The organism is Thermostichus sp. OS-CIW-32, from assembly GCF_054060415.1.
Genome location: NZ_JBSSDD010000004.1, coordinates 242,448 through 262,009 on the forward strand (window position 1 = coordinate 242,448; position 19,562 = coordinate 262,009).

The 19,562-nt window shown below is 59.3% G+C and carries 21 protein-coding genes; 7 read left to right on the top strand and 14 right to left on the bottom strand.

Going from position 1 to position 19,562, the window contains the following annotated elements:
• The first annotated feature begins 46 nt into the window (after window positions 1-46).
• From ACVWY8_RS07315 to ACVWY8_RS07325, 3 genes are read left to right on the top strand one after another with little or no spacing between them, the layout of a single operon-like run.
• Window positions 47-1,033 carry an RAMP superfamily CRISPR-associated protein gene (locus tag ACVWY8_RS07315; RefSeq protein WP_457393582.1) on the top strand — a complete coding sequence of 329 codons (987 nt, stop codon included), beginning with the start codon at window positions 47-49 and terminating at the stop codon, window positions 1,031-1,033.
• A gap of 10 nt (window positions 1,034-1,043) precedes the next feature.
• Window positions 1,044-1,760 carry a hypothetical protein gene (locus ACVWY8_RS07320; RefSeq protein ID WP_099887206.1) on the top strand — a complete coding sequence of 239 codons (717 nt, stop codon included), beginning with the start codon at window positions 1,044-1,046 and terminating at the stop codon, window positions 1,758-1,760.
• 53 nt (window positions 1,761-1,813) lie between these two features.
• Window positions 1,814-2,710, top strand: coding sequence for a putative CRISPR-associated protein (locus ACVWY8_RS07325; protein WP_457393580.1), 897 nt, complete (start codon window positions 1,814-1,816; stop codon window positions 2,708-2,710).
• Between the two features lie 395 nt (window positions 2,711-3,105).
• On the opposite strand, the gene ACVWY8_RS07330 is transcribed toward ACVWY8_RS07325, so the two are convergent.
• The 7 genes from ACVWY8_RS07330 to ACVWY8_RS07360 form a co-directional block, all read right to left on the bottom strand.
• Window positions 3,106-3,792 (bottom strand): VanW family protein, encoded by a 687-nt coding sequence (locus tag ACVWY8_RS07330; protein ID WP_457393578.1) that lies wholly within the window; start codon window positions 3,790-3,792, stop codon window positions 3,106-3,108.
• A 1-nt stretch (window position 3,793) separates the two neighbouring features.
• Entirely contained in the window at window positions 3,794-4,618 is an 825-nt protein-coding gene (locus ACVWY8_RS07335; protein WP_457393576.1) for an anti-sigma factor domain-containing protein, read from the bottom strand.
• Window positions 4,619-4,690: 72 nt separating this feature from the next.
• Entirely contained in the window at window positions 4,691-5,356 is a 666-nt protein-coding gene (locus tag ACVWY8_RS07340) for a sigma-70 family RNA polymerase sigma factor (protein ID WP_049749556.1), read from the bottom strand.
• An 83-nt stretch (window positions 5,357-5,439) separates the two neighbouring features.
• The gene (locus ACVWY8_RS07345; protein ID WP_414344038.1) at window positions 5,440-6,057 is read right to left on the bottom strand and encodes an ABC transporter permease; all 618 of its coding nucleotides are present in this window, start codon (window positions 6,055-6,057) and stop codon (window positions 5,440-5,442) included.
• The gene (locus tag ACVWY8_RS07350; RefSeq protein WP_457393574.1) at window positions 6,054-7,022 is read right to left on the bottom strand and encodes an ABC transporter ATP-binding protein; all 969 of its coding nucleotides are present in this window, start codon (window positions 7,020-7,022) and stop codon (window positions 6,054-6,056) included. Before ACVWY8_RS07350 ends, ACVWY8_RS07345 begins: the two co-directional genes overlap by 4 nt.
• A 26-nt stretch (window positions 7,023-7,048) precedes the next feature.
• Window positions 7,049-7,948, bottom strand: coding sequence for a glycine betaine ABC transporter substrate-binding protein (locus ACVWY8_RS07355; protein WP_414351318.1), 900 nt, complete (start codon window positions 7,946-7,948; stop codon window positions 7,049-7,051).
• A gap of 368 nt (window positions 7,949-8,316) precedes the next feature.
• Window positions 8,317-9,561 (bottom strand): HhoA/HhoB/HtrA family serine endopeptidase, encoded by a 1,245-nt coding sequence (locus ACVWY8_RS07360; RefSeq protein WP_414428240.1) that lies wholly within the window; start codon window positions 9,559-9,561, stop codon window positions 8,317-8,319.
• Window positions 9,562-9,840: 279 nt separating this feature from the next.
• On the opposite strand from ACVWY8_RS07360, the gene ACVWY8_RS07365 reads away from it, so the two are divergent.
• Window positions 9,841-10,548: a hypothetical protein gene (locus tag ACVWY8_RS07365; RefSeq protein WP_414417465.1), complete on the top strand. Its 708-nt coding sequence runs from the start codon at window positions 9,841-9,843 to the stop codon at window positions 10,546-10,548.
• Window positions 10,549-10,585: 37 nt separating this feature from the next.
• On the opposite strand, the gene ACVWY8_RS07370 is transcribed toward ACVWY8_RS07365, so the two are convergent.
• From ACVWY8_RS07370 to ACVWY8_RS07395, 6 genes are all read right to left on the bottom strand, one after another.
• Window positions 10,586-11,275: a V4R domain-containing protein gene (locus tag ACVWY8_RS07370; protein ID WP_414407805.1), complete on the bottom strand. Its 690-nt coding sequence runs from the start codon at window positions 11,273-11,275 to the stop codon at window positions 10,586-10,588.
• Between the two features lie 188 nt (window positions 11,276-11,463).
• On the bottom strand, window positions 11,464-11,934 hold the full coding sequence (locus ACVWY8_RS07375) for a globin family protein (protein WP_414331876.1): 471 nt from the start codon (window positions 11,932-11,934) through the stop codon (window positions 11,464-11,466).
• 24 nt (window positions 11,935-11,958) lie between these two features.
• Window positions 11,959-12,552: a hypothetical protein gene (locus tag ACVWY8_RS07380; RefSeq protein WP_457393572.1), complete on the bottom strand. Its 594-nt coding sequence runs from the start codon at window positions 12,550-12,552 to the stop codon at window positions 11,959-11,961.
• Between the two features lie 63 nt (window positions 12,553-12,615).
• On the bottom strand, window positions 12,616-12,897 hold the full coding sequence (locus ACVWY8_RS07385) for a hypothetical protein (RefSeq protein WP_414331880.1): 282 nt from the start codon (window positions 12,895-12,897) through the stop codon (window positions 12,616-12,618).
• Between the two features lie 59 nt (window positions 12,898-12,956).
• Complete coding sequence (locus ACVWY8_RS07390; protein ID WP_414389955.1) at window positions 12,957-13,640, bottom strand: V4R domain-containing protein; 684 nt, start codon at window positions 13,638-13,640, stop codon at window positions 12,957-12,959.
• A 242-nt stretch (window positions 13,641-13,882) separates the two neighbouring features.
• Window positions 13,883-14,368 (bottom strand): 2Fe-2S iron-sulfur cluster-binding protein, encoded by a 486-nt coding sequence (locus ACVWY8_RS07395; RefSeq protein ID WP_457393570.1) that lies wholly within the window; start codon window positions 14,366-14,368, stop codon window positions 13,883-13,885.
• Window positions 14,369-14,956: 588 nt separating this feature from the next.
• Between ACVWY8_RS07395 and ACVWY8_RS07400 the strand changes: the two genes are divergently transcribed.
• On the top strand, window positions 14,957-15,484 hold the full coding sequence (locus ACVWY8_RS07400) for a phycobilisome rod-core linker polypeptide (RefSeq protein WP_414331885.1): 528 nt from the start codon (window positions 14,957-14,959) through the stop codon (window positions 15,482-15,484).
• Here the strand turns inward: ACVWY8_RS07400 and ACVWY8_RS07405 are convergent.
• Entirely contained in the window at window positions 15,481-16,491 is a 1,011-nt protein-coding gene (locus ACVWY8_RS07405) for an ABC transporter substrate-binding protein (protein ID WP_414344061.1), read from the bottom strand. The genes ACVWY8_RS07400 and ACVWY8_RS07405 overlap by 4 nt on opposite strands.
• Before the next feature lie 175 nt (window positions 16,492-16,666).
• Here ACVWY8_RS07405 and cobA point away from each other — a divergent pair, with 175 nt between their 5' ends.
• Both cobA and menB read left to right on the top strand, forming a co-directional pair.
• Entirely contained in the window at window positions 16,667-18,169 is a 1,503-nt protein-coding gene (cobA, locus tag ACVWY8_RS07410; RefSeq protein WP_457393568.1) for a uroporphyrinogen-III C-methyltransferase, read from the top strand.
• A gap of 117 nt (window positions 18,170-18,286) precedes the next feature.
• A complete protein-coding gene (menB, locus tag ACVWY8_RS07415; protein WP_011432215.1) occupies window positions 18,287-19,111 on the top strand; it encodes a 1,4-dihydroxy-2-naphthoyl-CoA synthase in 825 nt (274 codons plus the stop codon).
• Window positions 19,112-19,562 lie beyond the last annotated feature (451 nt).

Here is a 19,562-nt window from a genome sequence, read left to right on the forward strand (position 1 = left end):
AGGTGGAGGCAAACCAACCGTGTTTCCCAGTGGAGGCAAACCAACCGTGTTTCCCAAACCCTACGAGCTGATCCCGTTTCCCACCCAGCCCCCCAAGCTGGAGCGGCCCGCCGGCCACGCCAAGTTCCACGCCGATAAGCTGCACGGCACCCTCTTTCTCACCCTGACGGTGCAGACTGCCGTCCACATCTCCACCGGCCACTTGGCCTTGGGCAGCGATGTTGGAGTCAAAGGGATCCCGGTGCTCAAAACCATGACCACCACTCCCAACGGAAGGCTTAAAATCCAGGGCAGCTCCCTCAAGGGGGCCATCCGGGCCATGTATGAGGCGATCACCAACAGCACCCTGGCGGTGATGATGAGCGAGTACCGAAATCGGATCCCCCCAGAGCGGCACCCCTGCCGCAACAAAGAGCAGCTTTGTCCGGCCAGCCGCGTTTTCGGTGCTCTCAACTGGCAGGGATTGGTGGAGTTCAGGGATGCCATTGCCACCGGCACCGGATCGGGTGGCGGATCCCTGCCCCCGCTGTACTGTCCTCGCCCGGATCAGTGCAAAGCTTACTTTAAAAAGGAAAACGGCAAAGTCATTGGACGCAAGTTCTACTACACCCACAAAAAAGCTTTGCAGGGCAGTTCAAGGGGAACACCCACCCAGCAAGCGATGCAAAACACGGTTTTCAAAACCCAAATCCATTTCAAAAACCTCACCCCTGCTGAGCTGGGCACCTTGCTCACGGTCTTGGGGCAGGATCCCAAGCATTCCATGCTGCTGAAGGTGGGGGGCGGCAAGCCCGTGGGCCTGGGATCCCTGCAGGTCACCCTCGACAAGATCGAGCGGCCCGGCAACCTAAAAGATCGCTACAGCCGCTACGATCCCCCAGAAGCCGATACCCTGGAAGGAAAACGCCTCCAAGCCTTTGTGCAAGAGCAAATTGGAGCTGCCCAGGGCTACATCTTGCCCGAACAACTCAAGCGATTGGCCGCCATCCTGAGTCCCACTGCTCTGCGCGAGCCACCCACCGGAGTGTACTGAGGGTTCCCCCATGCTGTCAGACACTGTCGATCTCAGCCCCCAATCTTGGGATCTCGCCCACGGCATCGCCATGACCTTGGCCAAAGAAAGGGTGGATGTCGACGAGTTGAGCAAGTGCATCGCCTATCTGCGCTCGGTCGCCCATCACCCTGACGCGGGATCCCGTTTCTTCCGATTCACCGGCGAGCTGGTGCGAGAAACTGGCCTCCACCGCAGCAACGAAACCCCACGCTACTACCGGCTCATCGACCAAACCTGTAAAAAGTACTTGCAATCTCTGCAGGATAGGCCGGCTGAGATGCTGCAGATCCTGGGCTGGGCCGCCCGCCTGGCCCGCTACTACAAAGATGGGGGAGTGCCGATCGGCGAGATCCCGTCCCCTCCCGATCCCAATGGCGGTCGTCCGACCCATTCCCGCGGCGGCGAGGCCAAGCCCCAGCCAGAGGCACTGCGGCCCAAAGAGCAACCTGAACAAAAGCAGGCTCAGCCCCAAGTTGAAAATGCAGCAGCTTCTACCAAGGCCCGCTTCAAAATTGGGCAACACCTCAAGGCCAGCATCACGAATATCAAGGGCAACGAAGTTACCTTCCAAATCGTGAATACGAATATCAAGCTCACCCAAAAAGAGCCGAAACGGGCCGGATCCCTGACGGTGGGGCAAGAAGTGGAGGTAGAGGTACTCGACTTAAGGGAAGATGGCAGAGTTCGCAGAGTAAGGCTGCTCTGATTGCGAGAGGGGATGGAGCCCTTAAAAACTGCGAGAAAGTTAGGGGATAACTCATGCAGACCATCATCATGACGGTGGGCACCTCTTTGCTCACCAACCCGGACAAAAACCTGCAACCACAACGCCCTTGGGTCGGCCAAAAAACCATCGGGGATCCGGAACGGGCCTTGGCCTGGATGAAAAAGACAGATTTGGAACTAATCAGCGCCGAAACCAATACCTACTACCGGCTGGATCCCACTCCCCAGGATGCCTTGATTTTGCTTTACTCCGAAACCTCTGAAGGACTGGAGTGTGCCCAGATTTTGCAGCTCTTTTTTGAAGAAGCGCTGGGCCAACAACAGGTTTCGCTGGTGCCCCTCCCCGGCGTTAACTACGAGCTAGAGGGATCCTCCCTGGAGCGGATGGCCGAGCTGTTGAAACAGTTGGCAGAGAGCGCCAAGGGGATCGTCACCTTCGCCGCCACCGGGGGCTTCAAAGCCCAGGCCATGATCATGGCCGTGGTGGGCAGTCAATTGGGGATCCCGGTCTGCTACATCCACGAGCAATATAAATCTCTGGTGTATTTACCTTACTTACAGCCGCAAGTCCAGCCGCGGATCCCGCGGGCGGCTCTCCCCGATTCCGGTCGAGATCGCTCCCAGGTCATCCAATTGCGGAGCGACAGCAGCCATCACCGTCCTCGCAGTTGGGTCAAGGTGGAAAAGCTCCTGCGCGACCTTCCCTGGGTAGATCTGGTTCGCTACGACTCAAACGCCTACGCTGCCCCCAAAAACGGCGTCAAAGCCGCCAACCGCAGAACCGAAGATGGTCGCCACATTTTGTGGGTTCATCTCCACGAGAGCCAGGACACCCACCTCGCTGTCAGAGTAGAAACCACCGGCTACACCCCCGAGCACCTAGAGCTGGCTGCCACCGAATTGCGGCAACGCTTGGGCCGTCTGCTTTGAGTGTTTCCATTAATTCCACTTCCCCGAAGGGAAGCGACTCTCGCCGATTATAACCCTTGCCCAGAGCGGGATCCAGGGGCCTAGATCGACAGGGTCTCGTTTAAGGACTCCGTCCCGCTGGCGCGAAAGGACTCCGTCCCGCTGGCGCGATCGGCTGCAATTTCCCCTTATTTTTCTCCGCCGAGGGGCCTGAAACCCTTGCCCAGAGCGGGATCGACCGGGTCAACGGAAGAATCAGGGTTTGAGGCTTGTCGCCGACCCTGTCGCTAACCATGTTGGTGTAGAAATTAACATGGATCCCTGTGTGGAGGTTGCTGGGGAGCTGCTCCTGAGACGCTGAAGTAGGGGGCCAATGGGGCGAAAAAAGGACTCCGTCCCGCTGGCGCGATGAGAGGCTAGGGAGCAACGACATAGCGATCTTGGGAGAGGCGCTCGTTACCCCGATACACGCTCACCTGCAAATGCTGGGGATCCAGCCGGTGCCCCTCTACACGGATGGGTGGGATCCTCAGGGCGTGGCGGGATCCCCGTCCCAGCACGGACACAATCAGGTTTGGGCCGCGGATCTGAACTCGTACGCGCACCGGCCAGGGGAAAGGGTTGCGCAGCTTGAGGTCGGCCAAGCCGTACCAAACGGTGGCATCTAAGCCAGGGGGCACCGACTCTACCTGCCGGTAATGGGGGTGCCTCTCCACCACCTCCAGCCCTGCCAACAGAGCGGCATTGTAAAGGCTAGAGGACACCTGACAGATTCCTCCCCCAACCGAATCCAGGGTTTCGGCCACCATAAACACCGGCGCGGGCACATAGCCTCGTTCCAGGCTGCGCGGCCCCACCACTTGGTTGAAGGAAAAAATCACTTCTGCCTGTTCCCGTGAGCGTGTCGCAGGCATGATGTAAACTCCATCCAGGCTTTGGACGGCTCGGCGAATGTTGTGGAGTTGAGAAGGAGTGCGCTCCTGCAAAGAAGTAACGTATTGGCTTAGGGTTGTTGGCGTGGGATCCGTCCACCACAAGGCCAGAAGGGCCAGTAGCGCCCCCACCAGCACAGCCAACCTCCGCAGGTCAACCCTTCCTCTCACCTCACACCTTGCCCGTCAGAAGGGGTTTCAAGGACTCCGTCCGAGTAGCGCGAGCGGGCAGTTGGCGGGAACCGGTCGCGACCAGCAGCTCTTGGGCGCGGGTACCTGCCGGCAACGTGCGGGATGGGCGTAGGGCCACCAGAGCAGAGCCTTGAGCATCCACCTGAAAGTCACCACAGTGGAGGAACTCGCCATTATCCAGCTTGAGCCAGAGGGAGTAGCGCTCCCCCGCCACCGGTTGGGGCAGATCCCGTGCGGCCAAGATAACCTCCTGCCAGTCTCCTGGGCGAAACAGCACATTGGCCGTCCCCACCTCCCCCTGCAAATGCACCAGACGGGATCCCGGCTGTTGCAGGAGATGGGATAATGCCCGCACCGATTCTAGCTGGGCCAGTTGCAGAGCTTGCCGCAGTCGCCAGTTGTCTAAGCTGAGCAGAACCAAAATTGCCGCCACCAAGCCTCCCAACCAGCGCCACCCCACCCCAAAAGCAGGCAATGGGGAGTGAAGGGGGATGGCCATCTCCTGTTCGCGCAAGCCCATAGCCCCCACCTCTGCCATCACCTGGTCGCGCAAGCTGGCGGGCGGGAGCACTCCTGGCAATCCGTAGGGCAACAACTCCAAGGTTTCTTGCAAGGCTTGCAGTTCGGCCACCAGCCGAGGGTCTTGAGTTAGGCGTGCCTCTAGAGCACTCGCCTGCTCGGGAGACAAGTCCCCCAGCAGATAGCCGGCCAGTTCTTCCCGTTCCTCTGTTAAAGGGGGCGAGGTGGATAAGGACTCCGTCCCGCCGACGCGAAAGGACTCCGTCCCGCTGACGCGATCAGACATGGCCATCCCGACACCAGAACTCAACTCCAAACCTAGGACTCCGTCCCGCTGACGCGAAAGGACGCGGTCCCGCTAACGCGAGCAGAAACCCAGAAGGGCGCGCAGGGATCCCCGCAATTTGCAGAGAGCTTGGCGAGAGCGGGTCTTAACCGTCCCCAACGGGATCCCCAATTGGCGAGCAATGTCCGCCTGGCTCAACCCTTGGTAATAGAGCAACTCCAGGATCTGCCGTTGGTTTTCGGGCAATTGGCTGAGGGCCGCTTGCACCGCTTGCCGCCGCTCCTCGATGGAAACCTGCTCAAAAGGGAACCGAGTCTTGCTAAAGGACTCCGTCCCGCTGACGCGATCGGCGCTGAGAATGGTCTGCCAGCGTTTCAAAAGAAGTTGGTGGCTGCCCTGAGAACGCAGACGGTCAATGGCCCGCGAGCGGGTCAGGATGCACAAAAAACTGCTCAGGGATCCCCGCCGCTCGCGCGACTCGGACGGAGTCCTTGGATCACAGCCAACCTTGCGCCACAGCTCGACAAACACCTCCTGAGTCAGGTCTTCTGCCTCGGCCACGTGGCCCAGGATCTTGAAGGCCAGCCCATAGACCAAGCCGGCATAGCGATCGTAGAGCGCAGCCAGAGCAGCAGGTTGCCCCGCCTTGAGCGCTTCCATCAGCTCCCAATCGGCGCGGGATGACCAATCTCTCACCCGCTCACGCCAGCGGGACGGAGTCCCTGGTTGCTCACCCATGCTACACCCAGTTTCGCCCCACACAACTAGAGGATAAACCTGCCCGATCGCGCCAGCGGGACGGAGTCCTTAAGTCTACCCCCTCAGCCACGACGGGCCGCCCATTCCAGGCTGAGCAAGGCTGTGTTCACCAGCAAGGCCAGGGATCCCACCGCCAGGGATCCGGCCCAGATCTTGTCGTAGCGACCGGCCTGGGCAATGCCATCGAACAGCAGGGTTCCCAGTCCCCCTGCCCCAAACTTGGCGCCCACGGTGGCAATGGCAATGGCCACAATTGCCGCCAGCCGCAGCCCTGCCAAAACAATGGGCAGCATGAGCGGCACCTGCACCTGCCACCACCGTTGCCAGAGGTTCATCCCCATGCCCTTGGCAGCTTCCAGGATGGCAGGCTCGACCGAGCGCAGGCCCACGCAAAAATGGCGCACCAAGATCACCTGCGTGTAGATCACCATCGCCACCACCACCGAGCGGGCATTGAGGCCAAGCCAGGGCACCAACAAAATGATCAAAGCCAGGCTGGGCACTGTGTACAGGATGCTGAGGATCCCCATGACCGGCAGGGCCAACCAGCGCACGTGGTGAACCAGCAGAGCCAGCGGCACCGCCAGCACCACCGCCATGCCCAAGGTCATCCCCACCATCGCCAGATGCTCTTGGGTGAGCTGCCACATCAGGCCGGGGTGGTTGAGGAGATAGCTCACGCGGATCCCCCCTCCAGCATGGCCAAGCTGCGAATGTGATCCAAGGTCAAAACGCCGATGGCCCGCCCGTCCTCCCACACCGTCAGGGCTGCCGCCCCTGTGCGCAACAGCAGGGACAAGGCTTGCCGCAAAGTGGCCTGGGGCCTCACCATCGCTCCCTCTTGGATTTTGTGGTTGTGCGGGATCCCGGCCATCGCCGTTTCCACCCGCAGCACACTCAACTGCCGTACCATGTCATCTGCCCCCAGCAGTTCCCTGACAAAGGGAGTAGCCGGCTGGGTGAGCAGCCGAAAGGGAGTGTCGAACTGCACCACCCGCCCCTTCTGCATCACCAAAATGCGATCCGCCAGGCGCAGCGCCTCTTCCACATCGTGGGAGACGAACAGGATGGTTTTTTTCAATTGCCGTTGCAGGCGCAGGATCTCCTCTTGCAGCTTGCTGCGGGTAATGGCGTCGATGGCCCCAAAGGGCTCGTCCATCAGCAGCAGCCCTGGATCCCCGGCCAGCGCCCGCGCCAGCCCCACCCGCTGCTGTTGTCCACCCGACAGTTGGGCAGGGTAGCGGTGGCGGTACTCGTGGGGGGGCAAATTAACCAAGCTGAGCAGCTCGTCCACCCGCTCGCGGATGCGCTCCTTCGCCCATCCCAAAAGTCGCGGCACTACCGCCACATTCTGGGCCACCGTCATGTGGGGAAACAGCCCCGATTGCTGGATAACATAGCCGATCCGCTGCCGCAGAGCCGTGATGGGAAACTGGCGGATATCCCGCCCGTCCAAGCGAATCTGCCCCTGGGTGGGATCCAGCAAGCGATTCACCATTTTCAGAAGGGTGGTTTTGCCGCAGCCAGAAGGCCCCAGGATGACCACCAACTGGCCCGATTCTATGGAAAAACTGCACTCCTCCACAGCCGGCTGGGAACTGTGGGGAAAGCGCAGCGATACCCGCTCGAACTCGACGGTGCTCACCTCAGGGTCTCATGCAACAGGCAAGGTTATTTCTTGAGAATGCCGGCTTCCACCAAGAAAGTTCTGGCCACCTCCGCCGGCTCCTTGCGGTTGCCGCTCACCTCGTAGTTCAACCGCTGCATCACCTCGTCCGTCAGCAGGGGGGAAAGGGCATTTAAGGCAGCGGCAATGCCGGGGTTGGCCTCTAGGGTGTCCTTGCGCACCACCGGCGCCACCTGGTAGGGGGGGAAAAGCTGCTTGTCATCCTCCAGCAGCACCAGGTCAAAGGCGGCAATTTCTCCATCGGTGCCGAAGGCCACTGCCACATCCGCTTCCCCATTGACCAAGCCCTGGTAGCGGAGGCCGGGATCCACTGCTTTGTAGGCCTTGAGCCGGAAATTACCGTAGACGGCTTGGATCCCAGGTAGGCCATCCTCGCGGGCTTGAAACTCCGGCGGCCCGATCATCACCAGCTCGCCCGCTTTGGCCACCATGTCCGAGATGGTGGCAATGCCCAGCTCAGCCGCTCTGGCGCGGGTCATGGCCAGGGCCTGGGTGTTGTTCAGGGGGGCGGGATCCAGCCAAATCAGTTGGAACTGGCTCTCGTACTCGCGGGCCACCGTCGCGTACACCTCTGCCGGGTCGCCGCTGCTGGGCAACTTGAGCACTGTCAGCAGGCCAGTGCCGGTGTACTCGGGGTAGAGATCGATCTCGCCGCTCAACAAGCCCGCATGGGCTACCGGTGTTCCGCCCAGGTTGAGCTTGCGCTCCACCGTGAACCCTGCCGCCTCCAGGGCTAAGGCGTACATTTCCCCCAAAATAAACTGCTCGGTAAAGTCCTTGGAGCCGACGGTAATGGGCTTGGCGAGGCCCCCTTGGGGAGTGAGAACAAGAGCTGCCAGCCCCGACAGGGCCAGCAAAGCCAAGCGACGAGTGGTTTTCAGCATAGGCAAGGGGAGAAGGGATCCCAAACTCAAGATCAAGGGGCCCTGCCGAGAGCGTTCCGGCCTGGGCCAGGAAGTTTCGACTGTTAAGTCACCATTAAACCATTATTTTCCCTGAGCCGTAACTGCAAGAACCAACCGTAGAGATCGCCAGTACGGTCACTGCAAGTTGGTTTGAAATAGCCCAAGTGTAAGGACTCCGTCCCGCTGGCGCGATCAGCACCGCCCCAGCCCCTCTCCCAGGGGAAGAGGGAAGTTCACCCCCATTGAGAACAACCCTGCTGTGTCGCTGGGGTCAAGGACTCCGTCCCGCTGGCGCGATCGGAGGGGTGGTGAACAACGTCCAAAAGGACTCCGTCCCGCTGGCGCGATCAGCCTCCGCTGGGGGCCGGGAAAGAGCCTGTTACCGCGCGGATCTTCTGTCGCCGCCCGGCTCGCTCGATCTCCAGCTCCAGGGTGCTGCCCACCTCAGTGCGCTCCACCTCCTGTTGCACCTGATCGGCTGTGGTTACGGCACGACCATTGATGGAGAGAATGACATCCCCAGACCGCAGCCCTGCCCGTTCCGCTGGGGATCCCTGGATGACTTCGCCAATCAGTACACCCTGATCCACCGTTATCAAAATGCGGCTATTGGGATCCTGGTTGAGGCGCTCCTTCAGCTCTGGAGTCAGCGTGAGCATGCGGATGCCCAGGTAGGGGTGATCCACCTTGCCGCGAGTGATCAACTGATTGGCCACCCGCTGGGCCGTCTCAATGGGGATGGCGAAGCCCAACCCTTGCGCTCCCTGGATGATGGCGGTGTTCACCCCGATCACCTCCCCTTGAGCGTTGAGCAGCGGGCCGCCGGAGTTGCCGGGGTTAATGGCCGCATCCGTTTGGATAAAAGATACCCGCTTGTCAGGCACCCGAATCTCCCCGCTGGAACGGCCCAAAGCGCTGATGATCCCAGCCGTAACGGTGTTATCCAAACCCAGGGGGTTGCCGATGGCAATGGCCCACTGGCCCGGCTCCAGGGTTTCCGAGCGCCCCAGCTTCACGGTCGGCAGGTTCTGGGCGTTGATCTTCACCACGGCGATGTCCGTAACCGGATCCGAACCGATTACCTGCCCATCAAAGCTGCGGGTATCCTTGAGCGTCACCGTTACCTTGTCGGATCCCTCGACCACATGGGCATTGGTGATGATCTGGCCGTCTGGGCTGATGATGAACCCAGAGCCGGTTCCCTGCTGTCGCCGCTGCCGAGGGATGGAAGGGATCGCTTGGCCAAAGAAATCCCGGAAAAAGGGATCGCTGAAAAACTCCTCCGGAAAAGGGGCAGGGGCGCGCACCGTCCGCTCAGCATCGATGCGAACCACCGCCGGCCCCACCTTTTGCGCCACATCGGCGATGAAATTCAGGTTCAGTTGGGGCGGGGTTGCCGTCGTCTGGGCAGATACCCCCTTGCCCCCCACCAGAGCCGCTCCCAGCCCAATGCCCAGCAGCACCAGCAGCACTGACGAGAGAAGAGACTTCCAAGTGGAGATGGCAAAAGGCTGGAAAGAGGATTGAGCAGGTTGGGCGGAAGCTTCTGACCCGGGAGAGGGCTGGCCCGGCATGGATGTTCTGCGCTTCATAGCTACAAGAAGAGGGTTGGGATGCTGCAAGACTTCGGCCCCACGCAGGGGGAGAAACCTAGGGCCTAATCTAACATGGACAGCAGGGATCCCAGAGTGGGCAACCCTAGCGTTTTTCCGTACTTCTATCTGGAGCGAAGAGCAGCGGAATCTGCTCACCCAAGGTAGCCCATCTCCCATTCAGTTGGCTTTGATCACGATAGTGAGGCCAGGAAAGCTTTTGTTCCCGACTTTGGCCGGTTTGCAGCTAACGTAGGAATAATGAATGGGGGTAAGACCATGACCAACCCAGCCAGCCGCCTGTTGGCTCCTCTGCTTGGTGGATTGCTCTCGGCACAGATGGCCGCCCCAGTTTTGGCGCAAATGGGGCCCTTGCCACCACCGCCTCCTGGAGAAGGATGGCGTCCTGTGAATCCTCGCCCCCTTCCCCCTGGCCCTCAACCCCTGCAACCTGGCCAGCCCTTTCAACTGCAAACCACGTTGCTATTGCGCTCTGGGGATCTGATCCAGGCGGTGCATCGCTCCCCAGAAACCCTCTTGATTGCCCCTGGGGAAACCCGCGCCGTCAGCCTTAGCTTGGATACCCCTCTGCGGGACATCTACGGCAACATGGTCGTCCCGGCGGGGGCTGTTTTGGAAGGCCAATTTCAGCCGGTGAGCGGCGGCACCCAGTTTGTTTCGCGGGCTTTGATTTTCAACGGCCAATCCTACCCCCTCTACGCTCAGAGCCAGGTTATCCCGCTGCGCAAGGATCCCCGCCACACTTCCGGGGAAGCGATTGTGCAAGATGCCTTGATCGGGGCAGCCGCAGGAGCGATTTTGGGGGGCCTCTTCGGCGACCGGGTGATCTCGACGGAGAAAGTGCTGGGCGGAGCGGCGGCAGGGGCTGTCATCGGCAATGTAACGGCGCCGGAAGTGGCGGTGATCGACGCCAATGCCAACTTGACGCTGACAGTCACCCAAGATTTTCAGCCCTACCTGCCCTAGCGAGCCCCTGAAAACAGCTCTGGCCAGGGATCCCTTTCTAGGGACTGGCCGTGAGCCGATCCAAAATCTCGTCGTGGGAGAGGCCCTTGCGCACCCATTCCTCGCAGTGGTGCAGCCGCTGAGCCGTGCCGATGAGGAAGCGGTTGAGATCGGCCCCCAGGGATTCGCAGGTGGTCTGTACGCAGATGAGATCCCGCCCCGAAAGCAAGGAGAAGAGGCTGGCCAGCATTCCCGCCTCCAAATATCCGGCAGGCTCTCGCCGTGCAGAAGGTTCCTCCGGGTTGAAGCTGGCGCGAGCGGCCAGGGCAAACCCGGAATGGCGGATCCCGGCTTGAACCAAGCCGTGGTCGGCGGCGGAAAAGTCCAGCTCCAGGCGTCCCCAGCCGTGGGTGGCCCAGAGATCGCTGAGGGCATCCAGGAAGATCCCCATCGGCAATTCCTGCAGCGGCTGCTGGTAGTAGCCGGAAAGCTCGTCTTCAATACGGCGGAAAAACGCCTCTCCCCAATCGCGGCCACAGTTGTAGAGAATGACGCGGGTGGCTTGGCCGGTTTCATAGCGCAGGCCGGAGTAGAGAGCTTCCAGCAGGGGCATGGGAAAGGCCGCCAAGCGGTATCCTCCGCGGCTGTAGAGCAGTCCGGTGTGGATGTCAGGGCGGATGTAGTAGGCAGGGCTAAAGCAGTGCCCAGGCAAGATCTGGTCTTGCAGAATCTCTTGCAGGGAGATCATGGCTATTCTCGCAGTCAGGTGGACAAGAGGGCGGGGATGGATAGATTGGGGAGCGGCTGGAATTTTTGGCGTGAGGGAATGAATGATTAAGGAGTGAGCTGTATAAGCTGTATACAGTAAATCGGGAGAAGGAGGTCGCTATCGGAGGGCGCAGGGAACTTTGGTGAATAGATTGAGGGCGAATGGACTCAGTTAACCAGCATGGATTTGGCCAAAAGCAGATAAGGGCGGATCATTTCGCTCTCTTCTGCTCCAAAGATGTAGGTCAGGGAGTCGAGCATTAACTTGTAGGCAGGCTGGCATTGGTCGCGCATCTTGAACGATTTCAGGATCGTCTCCAGCCAGTAGAGCAATTTATCCCTCAGGTAGTCTTCGTCGTTGAGCAGCATGGCCATGCAGCAGTAGCGCCACACCATGCTCAGATCCCGGCGGCAGCGCTCCCAGGCCAGGTGACCATGCTGGCGGATTAAATTCGGCATCATCGGCTGAAACTTCTCCATCACCCGATCCAGCAACTCTTGTTCTTTGGCCTGGAGAACCTGGTAAAGGCGTACCCGCCTCGGGATCCCTTCCACGTAGGCGTGTAGAGTTTTCAACTCGTCCGGGCGCAGATAGCGGCCTTCGCTTTGTTGCATCAGCTCGGCAACCCTTGAATTCATAGATAGAGCCTCCTTCAGTGGGCTTCACACAAACATTTCCGCCAAGGTGAGAGCCCGCTCCGGCGGAACTGTGGGCAGGTCAACCTCGGCCTCAGACCTAGAAGAAGAGGGGGAAGGGAACTGGGCCTGAGAAGTGGCGCAGACAGCTTGTAGCTCTTGCCAGTAGGGGGCAAGCAAACCCTGCTGATCCGCTGGCAGGGATCCCTGAACCACTGCCCGTAGCTGAGCGAGCGCTTGCGGCAACCCTAGGTACTGTTCCATCGCACCAAGAGTTACCTGCTGCACAAGGGTGGGATCCCCTATCAACAGGCTCAGGCCCAGGGAGCGCAAGCAAAAGGCCAATTGACGAGCCAAGAGGCGCTGAGCCGGGGTTAGAGAAGGTTCTGCCCCCTCTCTGGCGGGATTGCTGCTGGGCAACGCTGTCGCGACGGGGGTTGGCCCCTGCTGTTGCAAAACCTTTTGGATCCAGGTCAGCTCCTGCTGTTGTAAGACTTGGTAGAGCTCCAGCCGTTCTTCAAAAGAGAGCGAGTAACGAATCAGGTCTTGCAGATCGTCGGGTGTTAGGTAACCCCCTTCTCGATCGGCAATGCGCTCCGGCCAAGAGTGAAGGTCATCCATGGGTGAAGTCTCCTTAGAGCACGGATCGAGAGAGCACAACTGAGAGCCCTGAACAAACCAGAGCTAGAGCAAAGCTCCGCCAAACAAGGCGGCAAAATCCTCAAGAGTAAAGGGATCCTCTGCCGGCAATTCCGGCAGCGGCTCTGAGCGTGGGCAGATGCCCGACCAATTGAAGCCGGCAAAAAACTGTCCCACCGATTGGGCAAAGAGCATGGGGGACTGCGGCGGCGGCTCTTGAGCAAAGGGAGCCTTGGCCGGGGGTCGGTTATCCCAGTTCAACCCCTGCAAAAAGACCGCCAGCGGCTGGGTTAAGTCCAGATCGGTGTCTAAGTTGAAGGTGACCATGGGCGTTTCTCCAAAGTGTCGAGGGATCCCAGAGAGCCTTCAAAAGCCACAAGCAAGCCTCACAACTGGTGCAAACGCTGCTCGATCTCGCGGGCGCTGGCCCCTTCGGTGATCCAAAAATTGGCGGCATCAATGCGTTCTTGCCCGCCCAACAGGAACTTGCAGTAGGTTTCCCCCATGGCGTAGCACTGGATCTCGATGCAGGCCAGCTCGCGGGAAGTCATAGCGGTGAAAAACCCGGCAAATAGCCCGGCATAGAGATGACAAACCGGCTTGCCCACATCCCCTAGGGTGCGAGCCACCATCGAGTCAAACAAGTTGATAAACAGGAAGCCTTTTTGTTTGGATTCGGTTTCCACCTCCCACTTGCCCCAGCCCTGAGCCGTAAAAGGCCACCACCAAGTCTCCAGCAAAAACAAAAGGTTGGACTGTTTTACGCCAATCCCATACTCCCGCTCGTACCACTCGGAGAAGTGCTTGGCATCGCGGATGCCCCAATCTCTGCCAATGGTGTACATCACCGCCGCCGAAGCATCCCCCACCTCCCGTTCCAAGCCTGTTTGCAGGCCCACAATAAAGTCTTCGCTCAACAGCAGATTTTGGGTGTTGTTCCAATCGATAATCGTGCCCTGATCTCGGTTGAAGCGAAAGAAATCGCGGTAACTGTAGTGAGCATGCTTGTCACGGCCCACAGGCAGGGTGACTGCAGGACGGGGATCCGGTCGAGATGGAGTGGTGACCATGGTGCTCTCCTGACAAAAAACAGATGAGTCTAGATCGCGATGCAACAGGATTCGGTGGGATTTAAGGGATCGATAATCGAGTCAGACGATGCAAATGGGCCAATGAGCCAATGAAATGAATAGCTAAACATTTGATAAACTTAGTCGGCTATTCGAGGGATCCAACATTGTTCAATCCTTGGTTGATTGTCTATAAGACAATGCCCGCTGAGCCCAAGGGATCCCTGAATATCGACAATCCATCAAACTTCCCGAGTTTGGGCCAGCGTATTGCCAATGATGCGGAAGTCCTCATTTTCTAGCTGCTTAACAGTAGAGCGAGTGATGATCTTGCCCTGCTCCACCAAAACCTTCCCCGTCCGTGGGTGCAGCAGGTCTTGTTCGGCCCGCCGACCGATGAGCACTTCGATATCCCTCAGCGAGTTCACGTACATCCCCGGCGGCAGCTCCACCACCACGCCATCGGAAACCACCCGCGCCTGACAGGCCAGCCGGGAATTGCTGCGGGCGCTGGTAATGGTCTCCAGAGTCTTGGCCTCGCGGGGGGTGATGGGAGTGAGGCTTTCCATTCCCTCTTTGACGTAAACATGACAGGTGGCACAGATGCCGCGACCACTACATTCCCGCGAGACATGCAGCTCCTCCGACAAAATAGCCGACAGAAGATTGCTGTAGGTATCGACCTCTGAGACGCGAGATAAAGGCTCTAGCCGGATTTGTTTAACCATAGATGGGATCCAAACGCTAAGGGCAGGCAAGAAACCCCGGCGGGCAAGATCTACTGCATAAGCAACGCAAACCAATCACAAAAATTGTATTGATCCCTTCCCCTGCAGCCCCCTTGCAGGTCTACAGCAACACCTGAGTCCCCAGTCAATCAAACCAGAGCACTTCACCAGAGCACTTCAAATGATGAGCCCTGCACCTGTGACCCTGGGAGAGGCTGCATTCTTTACTTAACTTATATTCTGGATCTGGAGCAGGTTATTCTGGATGGAAGTGTCATAATACTTAACTACGAATAAACACGGAATTTTTTTATCGGCTAGAAAGTTACAAAGTGAAATCACGTAAATTGGAGAAAATGACAATCCTTTCGTAAATATTTATCGCAGATCTCCCCCGGTCGTTCTGTCGGCAAGGTAAATCTTAAGTAGAACCTTCACGGTCTTTTATTGGCAATTTTGTTACAGAAGGATGTGCTGAAGTTTGCCGTAAAAGCGTATTGAGCCATTCGCTACTCTCTTGGCCATTTCTTTAAAGTAGCCCCTCGTTTTGTCTGTTTTTGTCAGTTCTGTCGATTGGGAGCTATTGCCATGGAACCACGCCAGCGGGATCCGCAAACGTTGCAAAACCTGTTGCGGGCTGCCTACCAACAGCTTTTGGAACGCCAGCCCTACCAGCACGAGAAAACAGGAGAGCTGGAGAAAATCGAGCAGGACTTCTTGCGGGGGCGGATCGGGATTAAGCGCTTGGTTCGCCAGATTGGGGGATCCCGGCTCTACCGGCAACTCTTTTTCAGTGCCGGCTGCAACACCCGCTGTGTAGAGCAGGGCTTCAAGCACTTTTTGGGACGGGCCCCGGCCAGCAAGGAGGAGGTGGCCGCCTACCACGACATTTTGGTGCACCAGGGCTTGCAGGCCATGGTCAATGCCTTTATCGACTCGGAGGAGTACCGCCACCAGTTCGGCAACGACCATCTGCCCCACCCCCGCCAACGGCTGAGCGGCCACCCACCTTTGGCCTACTTGCTGACAAACCAAATGCACCGGCGCCATGAGCTGGGGATGCAGGGATCCCCACTTTTGCACAGTTTGGCGGCGATGGAAGTGGGGATCCCTTAGGCAGTGGGGCCGGGGAGGAAGTCGAGGGTATAGGCTTGGCGAACCTCCAGACCCGCTGCGCCGATCCCCAGGGCCACCATCTCCTGAAAGTAGGTTTGCCAGCGCTGGTGGGTCATGGCGCCGATCCCCAGCGTGGCGGCATCTCCACTGGTGAGAAGGCCGTAGTCTTTTAGGGCTTGGTGGGCGTAGGCCAGGAGGGCCTCGCTCATGTTGGGGTTGTCTTGGCGGATGAGGCGATTGCCGGGGCGGGGATCCTCTAGGTAGCTCTGCCAGCCCTGGATGGAGGCAGCTACAAATTTTCGCACCTGCTCCGGGTGCTGTTCGGCAAAGGGGCGGGTGGTCTCCAGGGTGGTGGCGTAGGGGGAATAGCCGTAGTCGGCCAGCAGAAAAACGACGGGATCAAAGCCCCCCTCCTGGCGCACGCGGAAGGGCTCGGAGGTCACATAGCCCTGCTGGGCAGAAGACTTGTCCAGCAAGAAGGGCGTGAGGCTGAGGTTGTAGGGGCGCTTCTGCTCGTCGGTAAAGCCAAATTTGGCCCGCAAAAAAGGCCAGTAGGTGAGGTTGGCCCCCGGTGACACCCAGATAGGCTTGCCCCGCAGGTCTTCCAGGCGCTCGATGCCCACCCCTGGATGGGCCAAGAGACACTGGGGATCCTTCTGGAAAAAGGCGGCCACGGTGAGAACAGGGATCCCAGCTTGCAGAGCCGCCAGAGCGTCGGGGCTGCCGCCGAGCACAAAATCTGCCGCTCCCCCGGCTAGCAGTTGCAGCACGTTAACCGCCGTTCCCCCCATGCGGATTTCCACCTGCAGACCGTAGTCGGCGTAGATGCCGGTGGCCAGGGCTTGGTAAAAGCCGCCGTGTTCGGCCTGGGCGTACCAGTTGGTGACCAGTCGCAAGGGCCGGGATCTGGCCGAAGAGGGGCGGGAGCCCGCTCCTACTGCTAGCAGAGCAGCTCCACTGGCCAAAAAACGCCGCCGCGGCCAAGGCTCTGGAGTTACACCGGACATAGGCAGGGATCCTCAGGCGGCCACGCTTTCAGTATCTCGCAAGTAGACCAGTTTTTCCTCAGGCTGGCCACCCCTTGGAAGAGGAGCTGTTGGGAGGCGTCTTCGATTTATATTTGCAAAGCAAGCGGGATCCCCTTCTTACAAGGGGCAAGATCGACATTCCAAGGGGTAGGGCATGGGCAAGGTGTATCTAGTGGGGGCAGGGCTGGGCGGGCGGGCGGGCCTGACGCAGGGAGCACTGGAGATCCTACGGCAGGCTGAGGCTATCTGGATCGACGAGCTGGTGGATGAGCGCTTGTTGGCAGAGTTGCCGCCGCAGGCGCAGGTGTGGCGACGCTCTGGGCCAGGAAGCCTCCAGGAGGGCATCCACTGGCTCATCCAGCGCTGCCGAGAAGGCAAACAGGTGGTTCACCTCAAGTCAGGGGATCCCTTGATCTTTGGCCGCGCTCGCGAGGAGATCCAAGCCCTTAGGGAGGCGGGCTGTCCCTTTGAGATTTGGCCGGGGTTGTCGTCGGCCCTGGCTGGCCCCCTCTGGGCAGGGATCCCCCTGACCGATAAGCACTTAAGCCGCGTTTTTGCCGTGCTGACTGCCCACGATCTAGAGGCCTTGCCCTGGAGCGCCCTGGCCCAGTTGGATACTTTGGTGATTTTGATGGGATCCCGGCAGCGACAGCACATTGGCGCACGGCTAGTGGAGTCTGGGATCCCGGCAGACCGACCGGTGGCCTTGATCTGGGGGGCGGGGCAAGCAGAGCAACAGGTGTGGGTAGGCACCTTGGCGGAGCTGCAGCAGGAGGCGGGTCAGGCGAAGTTGCCGGGTCTGCTGGTGGTCGGGGAGGTGATCCGGTTGCGGCAGGACTTTTTGCCGGGGATCCCTCCTTTGCCTCCGCCGGCTCCCCTGGCAGGCAAGACGGTGCTGGTTACCCGTTCTGAGGGGCAATCACCAGCTTTTTGTGAGTTGCTGCAGGCCCAGGGGGCGCGGGTGCTGGAGATGCCGACCCTGGTGATCCAGCCGCCCACGAGCTGGGATCCCTTGGATACAGCCATTGCCAACCTGGAACAATTCGACTGGCTGCTGCTGACCTCTGCCAATGGAGTGCAGGCTTTCTTTGAGCGGCTGCAGCGGCAGGGGCGAGATAGCCGAGCACTCCACTCCCTGCAAGTGGCGGTGGTGGGATCCAAGACCGCTTCCGTGCTCGCCCAGTACGGCATCCATCCCGATCTCATGCCCCAAGAGTTTGTGGCCGAGGCCCTGCTTCAAGTTTGGCCGGAGCCGATCTCAGGGCAGCGCATCCTCTTTCCCCGCGTTGAGTCAGGAGGGCGGGAGGAGCTGGTACAGGGGTTGCGGCAGCGAGGAGCAGAGGTGGTGGAGGTGGCCGCCTATCAGTCCGCCTGTCCAGCAGCAGCGGATCCCCAGGTCCTGGAAGCTCTTAAAGCCCACCAGGTGGACATCCTCACCTTTGCCAGCTCCAAGACAGTACAGCATTTTGCCCACTTGATCCAGCAGGCAGGGCTAGGCCCTGAGATCTGGGATCCACCCGTGCAGATTGCCGCCATTGGCCCCAAGACGGCCGCAACCTGCAAGGCTGCATTTGGTCGAGTGGACATCGCAGCCCAGGAGTATACTTTGGAAGGATTGGTGGAAGCCCTCATCCAAGCGACCAACCGTTCTACCTAGCCTTTTCAGGCCGTTCGCGGTAGCGGTGCAGAGTACCCAGGTGCTCCTCATAGTGAGCCCCCATCAGCCAAACGGAACTCTCCTGGCCCGGTATCCCAATAGATACACCCAGACACCATGTGGCAGACGGCCAAGCTCTACGAAGACATTCTTTACGAAAAAACGGATGGCATTGCCAAGATCACCATCAACCGTCCCCACAAGCGCAACGCCTTCCGCCCCAAGACCATTGCCGAGCTGATTGATGCGTTTGCCGATGTGCGAGAGGATCCCAGGATTGGAGTAGTGCTCTTAACAGGCGCCGGGCCCCATACCGATGGGAAGTACGCCTTCTGCGCCGGCGGGGATCAAAGCGTACGGGGCGAGGCCGGTTACCTGGATGAGGCCGGGATCCCTCGTCTCAATGTGCTGGATCTGCAGCGCATCATCCGCTCTTTGCCCAAGGTGGTGATTGCCCTAGTGGCAGGCTACGCCATTGGGGGTGGCCATGTTTTGCATCTCATCTGCGACCTGACCATTGCCGCCGATAATGCCATCTTTGGGCAAACCGGCCCTAGGGTGGGCAGCTTCGATGGGGGCTTTGGGGCCGCCTACCTAGCGCGGGTGGTGGGGCAAAAAAAAGCCCGCGAGATTTGGTTCCTCTGCCGCCAATACACCGCAGCCCAAGCCCTAGAGATGGGTCTGGTCAATGCCGTGGTGCCAGTGGAAGAGCTAGAAGCTGAAGGGATCCGCTGGGCGCAAGAAATTCTCCAGCACAGCCCCTTAGCCATCCGCTGCCTCAAAGCCGCCTTCAACGCCGACTGCGATGGGCAGGTGGGGCTGCAGGAGCTGGCCGGAGATGCGACGTTGCTGTTCTACATGACCGAAGAAGCTGCTGAGGGCAAACGCGCCTTTTTGGAAAAGCGCCCACCTAACTTTCGCCAGTTTCCCTGGCTGCCATAGTTTGTTTGTTTTCATTAAATTCCACTTCCCCGAAGGGAAGCGACCTGTAGGGCTGGGCTTTACCTCAAACTCAAGCAGCAGCACCACCTGACGGAAATACCGCTGTCGATATTCCGCCAGGAAATATGCAGCCCGAGGTCTGTCAAAATCAGCGGGTAGCTCCAGCGCTGCTATATCCAACGGTTGCCCCACCAGAGCGTACCCCAGAGATGCAAAGAGACCAGCCACCTCAGCAACCGATCGGATCCCTCGAATGTCTTCCACATCCAGTTGAGTAGCCATTGCCGCACTCCGGTGATCTGTGGCTAGTCTAAGGGGGATCCCGTGCTAGGTCGTGTTGATCTTATGTTAGGATAGAGAGAATAATTTATAGAGGAAAGAGGATGAAGTTGGTTTTTTTAGATGAAAACAAATGGCAGAAGATATTGGCTTTTTTACAGACAGAAGAGAG